Raw genomic sequence first — 12,061 nt, forward strand, 5'->3', positions numbered from 1 at the left:
CGACTCGCCCGTGCGCACGCGGACGACGTGGCTGACATCCGTCACCCACACCTTCCCGTCGCCGACGTTGCCGGTGCGGGCCGCCTCGACCACGACGTCCAGAGCCTTCTCTTGTGCGCTACGCCAGCACTGACGGCCAGGGCTGGCACGACTGGCACCTCCACGCGGTTGACGCCGACCGGCCTCTCGCTGAGCGCATCATGGTCGAGACGGTGCTCGCGGTTGTCGATCTCATCCGAGCCGACGAGATGAGGCGTCTCGGCACCTGCGATGCCGATCGCTGCGAGGGTGTCGTCGTCGATCTCACCCGCAACCGCACCAAGCGATTCTGCTCGACGCGGTGCGCGAATCGGTCTGCCGTCGCGGCCTACCGAGCTCGCCGCCGCGAGCACCCGGAGCTCTGACGCGGAGCGTCGAGCGCGATGGTCATGCAGTCGCCGTGACTTGCGGCGTGGTCGCCGCCCTCACCTCCGCGGCTGTCGCGCTGAATGCGCGCACCAGTGGGTTCGCATCGCTGGCCCTGTGCGCGAGCTGGACCAGGCTGACGGCCCCAGTCGAGGCGAGCGGGACCGCGACAGCTCCGCGCGGCAGGGGTGCGGCCGCGCTGGCAGGGGAGACTGCGACGCCCAGTCCCGCCGCGACGAGGTGGAAGATGGTGCCCCACTCCGAGCCGCTGAGGCCGAGCCATGGTTCGATGCCTGCCTCGCGGAAAGGCTGCAGGGTGAGGGAATGGGCGCGCGACCCGGAGGCCTGGGGGAAGAGCACAAGTGGAGACGACGCGAGCTGGGTCGCAGTCACCGCTGCGGCTCCGGCCAGTGCGTGGCTGGCCGGGAGGACGGCAACGAAGGGCTCTGCGAAGAGGGTCGAGACCGTGAGGCCCGCGTGTTCGTCTGCGTCGCGCACGATCCCGACGTCGGCTGTACCGCGCTCCAGGCGGTCCAGCACCGCCGTGGTGGGGCCCTCGTGGAGCTCGACGAGCACGTTCGGGCGGCTGCGTGTGAAGTGGTGCAGGATCGTGCTCACGATGCCAGCCCCGGACGAGATGAACGAGATGTCGATGCGTCCTGACTCGCCGCGCGCGACGCGACGCGCCTCATCCACGTCGGAGGCGAGCAAGGCGAGCAGCCCCTGTGCTCTCGGACGAAACCCGCTCCCAGCTTCCGTCAGCTCGACGGAGCGGGACGTGCGCGCGAAGAGCGTGACGCCCATCAGCTCTTCGAGCTGGCGAATCTGCTGCGAGAGCGCGGGCTGCGCGATGTGGAGGCGGGCGGCGGCGCGGCCGAAGTGCAGCTCTTCGGCAAGCGCGAGGAAGTAGCGGAGGTGGCGCAATTCAACCCGGGAATCCATACCTCAAGCTTATTGATCACGCGTGCAACCAGTATTGGACCTCTTGGTGTGTGAGCGGCACTCTGGGGGAATGCCAGAGCTTCAGACCCACATCACCGTGACCTCACTCGTTTCCGCTGACGACGCCGCAGCCTTCCGGGAGATCAGCGAAGCCTGGATCTCGCGCCTCTTCAGCGTGACGACCGACGATCGCAGGCTGCTCGACGATCCTCTCGGGCAGATCGTGGAGCCGGGCGGCGACGTGCTGCTCGCGCGCGCGGTCTCCGGCGGAGTCGTCGGCTGCGTCGCGCTCCTTCCGCACAGAGAAGGGGTGTTCGAGCTCGCGAAGATGGGCGTGTCGCCGGAGGCTCAGGGCTCGGGAGTGGGCCGGCGCCTGATCGCGGCGGCGATCGAGCGTGCCCCGCAGCTCGGCGGTCGCCTGGTCTTCCTCGGCTCTCACTCGAGTCTCCGGGCCGCGCTGCACCTCTACGAGGCGGCAGGGTTCACGCGCATCACCCGGGAGCAGCTGCCCGTGGACGACTACTACGCGCGGGCAGACACCTTCATGCGGCTCGAACTCGGCTGACACCAGCGCGCAAAGTTGTGGCCCGTTGCTGCTCCCAGTGCCGGGAACAGCAACGGGCCACAACGATCTGGGGCGCCGCGATGGCGTGAGCTACACGGTGCGCGGACTACACGGCCGCGGGGCCCGACTCGCCCGTGCGCACGCGGACGACGTGGCTGACATCCGTCACCCACACCTTCCCGTCGCCGACGTTGCCGGTGCGGGCCGCCTCGACCACGACGTCAAGAGCCTTCTCGAGCGTCTCGTCGGCGACCAGCACCTCGACACGTGTCTTGGCGCGGAACGAGACCTTCACGGCCTGCCCCCGGTAGAACTCGGTGAGGCCCTTCTGGTGGCCGTGCCCCTCCACCTCGGTAATCGTGAGGCCCGTGAAGCCTGCGGCCTCGAGAGCATCCTTCACATCGTCGACCTTCGTCGGCTGGATCACTGCGGTCACGAGCTTCATCGGCGTGCGCTCCTCTTCTGTGCTGGCGTTGTCTGTGCGTTCTGGTCGTGGGGGTCGCGCGTCGACTGCGTGTTCTGATCGCGCGGGGTGAACTCGGACCTGCCGAGCACACCGGAGCGGCCTGTCTCCATCATGGTCAACGTGCCTCGAACTCGTAGGCGCTCTCGGCGTGGATGCCGCGGTCGAGACCAACTGACTCCACCTCGTCGGGCACGCGGATCGGCACGATCTTGTTCATGACCCACGCGATCAGGTACGTGACGACGAACGCGTAGACGCACGTGACGACGATGGCGACGAGCTCACGCCACAGGAGGCTCGGGTCTCCGCCGAAGAAGAGGCCCGCGATGCCAGCCGGTGCCGCGGCCGCGCCGAGGAACACCACGAACAGGGCCCCGACGATGCCGCCGATGCCGTGAACCGAGAACGCGTCGAGCGCGTCGTCGACCTTGGCACGGTTCTTCCAGCTGATGCAGAGCGCCACCACGGCGCCCGTGATGAAGCCGAGGGCCAGCGCGCCGAGCGGGGTGACGGCGTCCGCTGCCGGGGTGATGCCGACGAGGCCCGAGATCATGCCCGTCGCCATGCCGAGCGTCGTGGCGTGCTTGTCGCGGATGCGCTCGATGAGCAGGTAGCCCAACGCGCCGGTCAGCGCGGACAGGGTCGTCGTGAGCACCACGTAGCCGGCGAGGAAGTTCGCGCCTGCGGCCGTTCCGCCGTTGAAGCCGATCCAGCCGAAGAAGAGGAGGCCGGCGCCGAGAAGGACGAGCGGCATGTTGTGCGGGCGGAGCTCCGTGTTCTTGCGGCGGCCGAGCACGAGGGCGAGGGCCACAGCCGAAGCTCCGGCGTTCATGTGCACCGCCGTGCCACCCGCGTAGTCGTGCAGGCCGAGGACGTTGCGCATCCACCCGCCGACCGTCTCGCCGTCGTCGCTCGTGAACGCGAAGACCCAGTGGGCGAGGGGCGCGTAGACGAGGATCGTCCACAGTGCGGCGAAGACCAGCCACGCCCAGTACTTCATGCGCCCAGCCGCACCGGATGCGACGATCGCGATGCTGATCGCGGCGAACAGGATGTAGAAGGCACCCCAGTAGGCGTCGACGGTGATGATGTCGCCCTCGGACGAGTCCGTCATGAACGACTCCATGCCGACGAACGCGAGCGGGTCACCGATGATTCCGGCGCCCCCCACCGAGTTTCCGAGCACCATCCCGTGCACGAACAGCACGTAGATGACGGCGACCACGGCCATCGAGCCGAAGACCATCATGGCCATGTTGAGCATGTTCTTGCTGTTGAGCATTCCTCCGTAGAAGAACGAGATTCCGGGGAACATCAGGAGGACGAGTCCGAATGCGGCGAGCATCCAGGCGAGATCGGCAGCGGGCATACATGGCTCCTTGTGTTGGGGTCATGGAGGGAGATGGCGTGCGGGATGCACGGGTGGAGCAGTCTGGGGAGCGGGCGGCTCGCGGGCGCGCCGCGCTCATGGTGGGGCTTTGGGCCTCGGGTGCGCGGCGGCGGTCAGCGGACCACAGCCGCGAGGGTCAGTCGATGAGCCAGGTCGGGGAGGTCAGGAATCGGTCGGCGGTGAACAGTGCGGCGTCGATGACGCCACCGCCCTGCAGGTCCGGCGGGAGCGCCTCATCTCGGTGGGTCGTGCTCCAGCCGAGCATCGTGAGCGTGCGCACCATGGAGAGGGCGCAGCCGAGCTCGAGCTGCGCATCCGTCAGTCGTCCCTCGGATCGATACCCATCGATCCAGTTGCGGGCCATGACGCGTGCCTCGGGCTTGTGCTCCTGGAAGGTGAGCGCGGACGCGAAGTCGTAGAGGAACCAGCTGAAGCCGGAGTCGTCGAAGTCAATGACGATCAGCCGCTCGCCGTCCCGGATCACGTTCGTGGGGCGCAGGTCGGAGTGCACGAGCCCCCAGTCCTGCCAGCCAGCTGGCGCGGCCTGCACGAGGCTGAGGGCCGACATCTCGGCGCGCTCCAGCTGATCGAGCTGCGCCGGCGTCAGCGAGGCGCGGCGCCAGTCGCCCCACCTCGCGGTCGAGCCGAGGAGGTCGGGGAGACCCCACGTGAACCGGTCGAACCCCGCCGGTCGCCGCCAGCTGCGCGCGTGGTCGTGGAGGCGGGCCGTGATCTGCCCGAGCTCCGTGAACCACGGCGTCGCGTCCTCGACGTCCTGCAGGATCGAGCCGCGAACATGCTCGAAGTACACCGCCTTGAGGGCCATCCCGTCGGGCGACGGGATGCTCTGCGTCACCTGTCCGTCGGCGCCCGGGATGGGAGACGGGACCTCCGCGCATCCCGAGTCGCGGATCGCCTCGACCCACAGCATCTCCGAGCGGAGCTGGCCCTCACCCTCCTGGTAGCCGGGCTGCTGCAGGCGAACGACGCCGATCGGCTGGCCTGCCAGCTCGACGAGGTACGACGCGTTCTCGGAGACGGAGATGAGCTTCGTCGCGGCCTCGGGCGGGAGTCCGAAGGCTGCGAGCATCCCGTCGTGCAGCCAGGCGGGAGCCGATTCCCCCTTGACGAGGGCGTCGAAGACGCGCAGCCCCGAGACGGGTTGCTTGAGCGTTGCCTCGATCATGGTCGTCTCCTCGGGCTGGGGCGATTCGTGCAGCGGATGCACGGCTCGCGGCGGCTCTGGTGTGTGCCGGCTGAGTGCGGGGTGATCCATGTCTAGGTGCTGATTCGCTGAAGATGAGCGATGTACGGGCACTCGTTACACACGATTTACCAGGAGGAAACAGTGCGCTCGACTGGGCCGGACAGGATCGAAGCGCCGACCGGGCGAAGTGCGCCCGCGGGAGAGGACACGTCACGTGAGCAGATCGACGATCATGGACGGCAACAGCTACCGGGTGGGGGAGTCCTCAGCGGCGGCCGAGACCGAGGCCATGGTCGAGCGGCGAACACGGCTCCTCGGACCCTCCTACCGGCTCTTCTACTCGAACCCCGTCCACCTCGTTCGGGGCAGCGGCACGTACCTCTACGACAACGACGGCGTCGAGTACCTCGACATGTACAACAACGTCGCGAGCCTCGGCCACGCGCATCCGCGGGTCGTGGCGGCGATGGCGGCGCAGGCCGGCACCCTCAACACCCACACCCGCTACCTGCACGAGGCGATCCTCGACTACACGGAGGACCTGCTCTCGACGATGCCGGCGGAGATCGGGCAGGTCATGTACCAGTGCACGGGGTCGGAGGCGAACGACCTCGCCCTGCGCGTCGCCGCCGCGTACACCGGCGGCAGCGGCGTCATCGTCACGAGCGAGGCGTACCACGGCACCTCTGGACTGACCTCGGGCGTCTCCCCGGCGCTCGGCAGCGGGCAGACGCTCGGGCTCGAGGTGCGCACCGTGCCAGGGCCGGATACCTACCGAACCGCCCCCGAGCTCGTCGGCGAGAAGCTCGCCGCCGACATCCGCGCGGCCATCGCCGACCTCGCCAGGCACGGGGTGAAGTTCTCGGCCTTCCTCGCCGACTCCGTCTTCTCGTCCGATGGCGTCGCCGCCGACCCGAGCGGTTTCCTCAAGCCGGCGTTCGACGCCGTGCACGAGGCCGGCGGCGTGTGGATCGCCGACGAGGTGCAGCCGGGCTTCGGTCGCCTCGGACCCCGCATGTGGGGCTTCGCGAGGCATGACATCGTGCCCGACATCGTCACCATGGGGAAGCCCATGGGCAACGGCATCCCCGTCTCCGGCATGGCCGCGCGCCCCGAGGTGCTCGAGCCCTTCGCCACGAACATCCCGTACTTCAACACGTTCGGCGGGAACCCGGTCGCGATCTCCGCCGCGCAGGCGGTGCTCGATGTGCTGCGCGACGAAGGGCTGCCGGAACGTGCGGCGAGCGTCGGCGACCAGCTGCGCGCCGCGATCCGCTCGGTGGGGGACGCGCGCATCGGCGACGTCCGCGGCGCCGGGCAGTTCACGGGCGTCGAGATCGTCTCCGACGCATCCAGCAAGGAAGCCGACGGGGTGACAGCGCTCGCGCTCGTCAACGCGCTGCGCGAGCACCGCGTGCTCACCTCGACGGCAGGTCCCAGCAACAACGTGCTCAAGGTTCGGCCGCCCCTGTCGTTCCAGGAACACGACATCGACCGGTTCACGGATGCGCTCGCCGCGGCGCTCGCGGACGTGCCGGTGCGCTGAGGCGAGGGCGCGCGATCGTGGACTCGGACTGCGGTCGCCGCTGCCAGCCCCCGATCTGCCCTACCCCGGGCCGCCTGACCAACTTCAGTGCTCATCCAGGGCCTGGCCGGCTTTGAGGAGCGTTTTCAGCCGAATGAGCACTGAAGTTGGTCAGGCGCGGCGGGCATCGCGGCCGACGAGGCGAGTCAGCGGACGGCCCGCCCGGTAGAGTCCACGGCATGCGGGGGAGCGAGGGGTGAGCGGCGGTCTGGTCGCCGCGCTCATCGGCCTCGCCGTCATCGACTCGCTCAACCTGTCGACGATCGCGGTTGTCATCCTCATCCTGCTCACCGTTCAGCGACCGGTCCCGACGGGCTGGGTCTACGCGGCGGGCGCAGCGGTCGCCTTCTTCGGGCTGACGATGCTCGTGTACTTCGGGGCGAGCTTCGCCGGGACGCTCGTCGACGACCTCGCCACGTGGATGCGCCGCATCATCTTCCTCGGCTTCGGGATCCTGTTCGTCGTCTTCGGGGTGCGGCGCTTCCGAACTCACGAGCGCCGCGGCTACCCGCTGCTGCGCTGGGTGAATCCGGCCACCGCGTTTCCGCTCGGGGTCGTCGCGACGGTCGCGGATCTGCCGAACGCGTTCCCGATGTTCTTTGCCGTGGAGCGCCTCATCGACGCCGAGGTCTCCGCCCCGACGGCGGTTGCGGCGCTCGCGGCCTACACGGTGATCTACGCGGTGCCGACCGCGATCGCGCTTGTGCTCGGAGTCCTGTTCAAGGATCGCCCCCGGGAGCGCTTCCGCGAGGTCTACGCGCGTCTCACGACCGGGGAGGTGAAGGCGAGCCGCAAGATGGCGACGCTGCACTTCGCGCTCGCGGCTGGCTGCTTCGCGGTCGCGCTGTTCTTCGTCTGAAACTCACGCGCGGTCGCTGACTCGGCACATAGCGAGGCGTAGCATCGAACGGAACCCCACTTCCGGGTTCGCGGCGCTTTGCGTCGCCCGATGACGCCGGGCTGTCCCTCCGCCCGGAGAGAGGCAGCGCCATGAAAGCACTGCAGTACCGCGCGATCGGCTCGCGCCCAGAACTCGTCGAGATCGACACCCCGACGCCTGCCGCCGGCGAGATCCTGCTCAAGGTGACGGCCGCTGGAGCCTGCCACTCGGACGAGTTCATCATGGGTGCCTCCGAGGAGGAGTACTACTTCAAGCCGCTCCCGCTCACGCTCGGCCACGAGGTCGCGGGCGTCGTCGAGGCGATCGGCAGCGGCGTCCACGACGTCGAGATCGGCGAATCGGTCATCGTCTACGGGCCGTGGGGATGCGGCCGGTGCTACCACTGCGCAAGCGGAGCCGAGCAGAACTGCGAGAAGGGGATGCGCGCACCTGGCATCTTCAGCGACGGCGGCATGGCCGAGTACATGATCGTCGACGATGCCAGGCACCTGGTGCCGATCGGCGACCTCGACCCGGTCAAGAACGTGTCGCTCACCGACGCCGGCCTCACCCCGTACCGCGCCGTGAAGTCGGCGCTCCCGAAGCTCGTCCCCGGCTCGACTGCGGTGGTCATCGGGTCCGGCGGTCTCGGCCACGTCGCCATCCAGCTGCTCAAGGCGCTCTCCGCGGCGACGGTCGTCGTGCTCGATGTCGGCGAGCCGCAGCTCGAGCTGGCCCGCACCGTCGGCGCGGACCACACGTTCCTGTCCAACCCGGATGCCGTCCCCGCAGTCAAGGACCTCACCCGCGGCCTGGGCGCGACGGTGGTCTTCGACTTCGTCGGCATCCAGCCGACGGCTGACCTGTCCGCGAAGATGGTCGCGGCCGCCGGATCCGTCGTGGTCGTCGGCGTCGCGAGCGGCGCGGTGCCGATCGGTCAGACGACGGTGCCGCTCGACGTCACCGGCCGCGCCATCAACTGGGGCTCCAGGACGGAGCTCATGGAGGTCGTCGAGCTCGCGAAGCGCGGGGCCATCAACATCCACGTCGAGCAGTTCTCCCTCGACGAGGCAACCACCGCCTACGAGAAGCTGCACGCTGGCGAGATCCGCGGTCGCGCGGTCATCGTCCCGTAGTCCTCGTCTGACGGTCACCGGCCCGCCGGTCAGTCTGCCTGCCTGGCTGTCGCACCTCCCGGAGACCTGGGGTTTGCGCATGCTTGCTGAGCAACGAGCATGCGCAACCCCCAGGTCTGCGACTGGATGAGGAGTGCTGCAAGCAGGGTGAGGCTGGCGGTACCGTCAGTCAGTACGCGACGCCGAAGCGGGCGCGGCGGTGGGTGGGGGTGTTGATCTCGGCGACGATCGCCGTCGCGAAGTCGGCACCGGAGATGTTCGAGTCGCCGTTCGCGTCGGTGAGGAGCACGTCGCCGCCGATGCGGTACTCGCCGGTCGCCTCGCCCGGCGCCCAGGCGCCGAACGCGGCGGCAGGGCTCACGTAGAACCAGTCGAGCTCGGGGGCGGATGCGCGCAGGTCGTCGAGCACGCCCGCCATCTCGGAGGCCTCGGGCTTCACCGCATCCGGGAAGCCCTCCGTGTCGAAGAGCCTCGGGCCGCCCTCGGCGACGAACAGCGAGCCGGCGCCGCCGATGACACCGAAGCGCACCCCCTTCGAAGCCGCGAGCTCGGCGGCCTTCGCGAGGAGTCCCCGGGTGCGTCCCTCGAGTTCGCCGCGGGGTGCCAGTGCGGAGACGACGACCTCCGCGCCGTCGATCGCGTGCTCCAGCGTGCCGTCCTCGAGCACGCTGCCGTTGACGTAGGAGACGCCCTCGATCGGCTCTGCGGGACGCGAACGGCTGAACGAGGTGACCTCGTGGCCAGCGGCGGCTGCCGCCCGGACGAGGTGGCTGCCGGCGTATCCGGTCCCGCCGAGGATGGTGATCTTGGCCATGATGGTCCTTTCGTCGCGGCGGCCGTTTCAGCCGCCGAAGGTCACCGTAGGAGACCGACTGCGGGGAGGGGAAGAAGGCACTTTGCGGGGAGTCGGTTACCGCGAAGTGCCCTTTGCGCACCTCTTGAGTCTCCGCTGGTGACTGGGTAACCTGTGGATACTCCGAGGAAGGGTGGACCATGTCCGAGCCGCTGTGGGACCCGTACGTCCGTGACTGCCCGTCGCGGCGACTGCTGGATCGGATCGGCGATCGCTGGACGGTGCTGGTCGTCGGCACGCTGCACGACGGGCCGAAGCGATTCTCGGAGATCCAGGCGGCCGTCGATGGCGTCTCGCAGAAGATGCTCACCCAGACGCTCCGCGGCCTCGAACGCGATGGCCTCGTCACGCGCACCGTCTTCCCGCAGGTGCCGCCCCGTGTCGACTACGAGCTGACGGAGGTCGGCCGCAGCCTGCTCGGTCCGCTCCGCATCCTCACCGACTGGGCTGCCGAGCACATGTCCGACGTCGGGGATGCCCAGCTCCGGTACGACGAGAGCAGGGCGGCATGAGCGAATCACGCGTCGATCGCATCGCGGTGACCGGCAGCACGGGCGCTGTCGGCGGACGCGTCGCCAGGCAGCTCGCGGATGCGGGAGCACCGCAGCTCCTCCTCGCGCGCACGCCGGCGAAGGCGCCCCAGCTGCCCGGCTGCGTCGTCGCGCCCTTCAGCTACGCGGATCGCGCCGCATCGACGGCCGCCCTGCGCGGCGTGCGCACGCTCTTCATGGTGTCGGCGTCCGAGAGCGAGACACGGCTCGACGAGCACCGCGCGTTCATCGACGCGGCGGCAGACGCCGGGGTCGAGCACGTCGTCTACACATCGTTCTTCGGGGCATCGCCGGACTCGACGTTCACGCTGGCGCGAGACCACTTCGCGACGGAGGAGCACCTCAAGGCGTCGGGGATGGCGTGGACGTTCCTGCGCGACAACTTCTACATGGACGTCATGCCCATGTTCGTCGGCGACGACGGCGTGCTGCGCGGCCCCGCGGGAGACGGACGTGTGTCGATCGTGAGCCGCGCCGACGTCGCCGCAGTCGCATCGAGCGTGCTGCTCGCGCCGGATGCGCACCAGGGTGCGACGTACGACCTGACGGGACCTGAGGCCCTCAGTGCGGCCGAGATCGCGGACGCGATCGCGCTCGCCAGCGGCACCGCCGTCACGTTCCACGACGAAACGCTCGAGGAGGCGTACGAGTCGCGGGCGAAGTGGGGCGCACCGCCTTGGCAGAACGATGCCTGGGTGAGCACGTATACGGCGATCGCGAGCGGTGAGCTGTCGAGGGTCTCGGTCGACGTCGAACGGGTCACGGGCAGGGCCCCCGTCTCGTTCGCCGAGTACCTGGCCGGCCGGTAGCCGCGCTTCGGCTTCTGCTCAGCTCTTCGTGAGGTCCTGGGCGAGCATCACGATGATGCCGCTCGGCCCGCGCAGGTAGGTGAGCCTGTACACGTCCTGGTAGTTCGCGACGCCGCGAAGCGGAAGGCAGCCGTGCCTGGCGGCGATCGCGAGCGAGGCGTCGAGGTCGTCGACGGAGAACGCCACGCGGTGCATGCCGATCTCGTTGGGCAGCGTCGGCTCGGTCTCGATGGCCTCTGGGTTGAGGTACTCGAAGAGCTCGAGTTGTCCGTGTCCGTCCGGTGTCTGCAGCACGGCGATCTTCGCGTGGTTCCCGTCGACGTCGACGGCCGTGGACGCCCACTCGCCGCTCACCTCGTCGCGGCCGAGCACGGTCAGGCCGAGGTCGGTGAAGAAGGCGATGGTCGCTTCGAGGTCACGGACGGCGATGCCGACATTCTCGAGTCTGATGGGCATGGTCGGCATGCTACTCAGCTTTGCCGAGCGGATGCGGGGCCTGCGCTACCGGTTCACTCGCCCGACCCGACCGCCGATTGGCCAGGTCGTCCGCCGCTCGGTCGAGGGGTCGCCCCAGAGCTCGGCGAGGTCACGGCCGACGGCTTCGAGGAGATGCTCCTGGCCGGCCTCGCGGGCGGCGCGGACGGCCGACCAGGTCGAGAAGTAGCCGAGCAGCGCATCCAGCGTGAGGTTCTTCTCGATGCTGGGGGCGCGGAACTCGAGCTCCTCGAACGGGAAGGGGAGGTCGCGGTACTCGCGTTCGACGAGGCGCCGTGTCGGCGGCCAGTAGGCGTCGAGGTCGTCGGCGTAGAAGCGCTGGGCGCGTTCGTCGATCGCCGGATCGTCGATGTGGAGGATGCCGTAGCAGAGGAGTGCGAGGATGCCGCCGTCGGCGCTCACTCGGGTGACCTCGTCGTAGAACTTGGGCAGGTCGAACCAGTGCGCGGCCTGGGCGACGCTGACCAGGCTGGCGGAGCCGTCGTGGATGCTGCTCGGCAGCGATTCGGCGGGCGCCTGCACGTACTCGACGCGCGGATGCGGCGCGGCGTTGGCGATCTGCTCCTCGCTCGGGTCGAGGCCGATGACCTCCTCGAAGACGTCGCCGAGGGTGGTCGTGAACTGGCCGTTCCCGCAGCCCACGTCGAGGGCGAGGGCCGTGCTCGGCGTGAGCTCGGCCAGCTCAGCGGCCAGCGTCGAGGGGTAGCTCGGGCGGAAGTCGGCGTAGGCCCGCCCGCCCTCGGTGAACCAGTTGCGCGCAGCTCGAGTCATGCGCTG

General features: G+C 69.2%; 14 protein-coding genes and 1 pseudogene. 7 read left to right on the plus strand and 8 right to left on the minus strand.

The window, feature by feature from the left end:
- Positions 1 to 111, minus strand: a pseudogene (locus tag C5B99_RS17745) (P-II family nitrogen regulator); the annotation flags it as partial.
- Between the two features lie 2 nt (positions 112 to 113).
- On the opposite strand from C5B99_RS17745, the gene C5B99_RS17750 reads away from it, so the two are divergent.
- Positions 114 to 404: a CGNR zinc finger domain-containing protein gene (locus C5B99_RS17750; protein ID WP_146082052.1), complete on the plus strand. Its 291-nt coding sequence runs from the start codon at positions 114 to 116 to the stop codon at positions 402 to 404.
- Positions 405 to 426: 22 nt separating this feature from the next.
- Here C5B99_RS17750 and C5B99_RS17755 read toward each other — a convergent pair whose 3' ends face one another.
- On the minus strand, positions 427 to 1,347 hold the full coding sequence (locus C5B99_RS17755; RefSeq protein ID WP_104244557.1) for a LysR family transcriptional regulator: 921 nt from the start codon (positions 1,345 to 1,347) through the stop codon (positions 427 to 429).
- A 97-nt stretch (positions 1,348 to 1,444) separates the two neighbouring features.
- On the opposite strand from C5B99_RS17755, the gene C5B99_RS17760 reads away from it, so the two are divergent.
- Positions 1,445 to 1,912 (plus strand): GNAT family N-acetyltransferase, encoded by a 468-nt coding sequence (locus C5B99_RS17760; protein ID WP_219819676.1) that lies wholly within the window; start codon positions 1,445 to 1,447, stop codon positions 1,910 to 1,912.
- A 106-nt stretch (positions 1,913 to 2,018) separates the two neighbouring features.
- Here C5B99_RS17760 and C5B99_RS17765 read toward each other — a convergent pair whose 3' ends face one another.
- The 3 genes from C5B99_RS17765 to C5B99_RS17775 form a co-directional block, all read right to left on the minus strand.
- The gene (locus C5B99_RS17765) at positions 2,019 to 2,357 is read right to left on the minus strand and encodes a P-II family nitrogen regulator (RefSeq protein ID WP_104244561.1); all 339 of its coding nucleotides are present in this window, start codon (positions 2,355 to 2,357) and stop codon (positions 2,019 to 2,021) included.
- Between the two features lie 136 nt (positions 2,358 to 2,493).
- On the minus strand, positions 2,494 to 3,747 hold the full coding sequence (locus C5B99_RS17770) for an ammonium transporter (protein ID WP_104244563.1): 1,254 nt from the start codon (positions 3,745 to 3,747) through the stop codon (positions 2,494 to 2,496).
- Between the two features lie 157 nt (positions 3,748 to 3,904).
- Positions 3,905 to 4,954: a phosphotransferase enzyme family protein gene (locus C5B99_RS17775; protein WP_181065054.1), complete on the minus strand. Its 1,050-nt coding sequence runs from the start codon at positions 4,952 to 4,954 to the stop codon at positions 3,905 to 3,907.
- Between the two features lie 235 nt (positions 4,955 to 5,189).
- On the opposite strand from C5B99_RS17775, the gene C5B99_RS17780 reads away from it, so the two are divergent.
- The 3 genes from C5B99_RS17780 (at position 5,190) to C5B99_RS17790 (ending at position 8,576) form a co-directional block, all read left to right on the plus strand.
- Positions 5,190 to 6,521, plus strand: a complete 1,332-nt coding sequence (locus C5B99_RS17780; protein WP_219819548.1) for an aspartate aminotransferase family protein — start codon at positions 5,190 to 5,192, stop codon at positions 6,519 to 6,521.
- 235 nt (positions 6,522 to 6,756) lie between these two features.
- Entirely contained in the window at positions 6,757 to 7,419 is a 663-nt protein-coding gene (locus tag C5B99_RS17785) for a GAP family protein (RefSeq protein WP_104244567.1), read from the plus strand.
- Between the two features lie 131 nt (positions 7,420 to 7,550).
- Positions 7,551 to 8,576 carry an NAD(P)-dependent alcohol dehydrogenase gene (locus C5B99_RS17790; RefSeq protein WP_104244569.1) on the plus strand — a complete coding sequence of 342 codons (1,026 nt, stop codon included), beginning with the start codon at positions 7,551 to 7,553 and terminating at the stop codon, positions 8,574 to 8,576.
- A 169-nt stretch (positions 8,577 to 8,745) separates the two neighbouring features.
- Here C5B99_RS17790 and C5B99_RS17795 read toward each other — a convergent pair whose 3' ends face one another.
- Positions 8,746 to 9,390, minus strand: coding sequence for an NAD(P)-dependent oxidoreductase (locus tag C5B99_RS17795; RefSeq protein WP_104244571.1), 645 nt, complete (start codon positions 9,388 to 9,390; stop codon positions 8,746 to 8,748).
- 179 nt (positions 9,391 to 9,569) lie between these two features.
- Between C5B99_RS17795 and C5B99_RS17800 the strand changes: the two genes are divergently transcribed.
- Together C5B99_RS17800 and C5B99_RS17805 are read left to right on the plus strand one after the other, a co-directional pair.
- Entirely contained in the window at positions 9,570 to 9,941 is a 372-nt protein-coding gene (locus C5B99_RS17800) for a helix-turn-helix domain-containing protein (RefSeq protein ID WP_104244573.1), read from the plus strand.
- Complete coding sequence (locus tag C5B99_RS17805; RefSeq protein WP_104244575.1) at positions 9,938 to 10,789, plus strand: SDR family oxidoreductase; 852 nt, start codon at positions 9,938 to 9,940, stop codon at positions 10,787 to 10,789. The genes C5B99_RS17800 and C5B99_RS17805 overlap by 4 nt, the downstream gene beginning before the upstream one ends.
- An 18-nt stretch (positions 10,790 to 10,807) precedes the next feature.
- Here the strand turns inward: C5B99_RS17805 and C5B99_RS17810 are convergent, their stop codons facing one another.
- Positions 10,808 to 11,245 (minus strand): VOC family protein, encoded by a 438-nt coding sequence (locus C5B99_RS17810; RefSeq protein WP_104244657.1) that lies wholly within the window; start codon positions 11,243 to 11,245, stop codon positions 10,808 to 10,810.
- A 45-nt stretch (positions 11,246 to 11,290) separates the two neighbouring features.
- A complete protein-coding gene (locus tag C5B99_RS17815) occupies positions 11,291 to 12,055 on the minus strand; it encodes a class I SAM-dependent methyltransferase (RefSeq protein WP_104244577.1) in 765 nt (254 codons plus the stop codon).
- Positions 12,056 to 12,061 lie beyond the last annotated feature (6 nt).

It is taken from the genome of Pseudoclavibacter sp. Z016, from assembly GCF_002931215.1.
Taxonomy (GTDB): Bacteria; Actinomycetota; Actinomycetes; order Actinomycetales; family Microbacteriaceae; genus Pseudoclavibacter.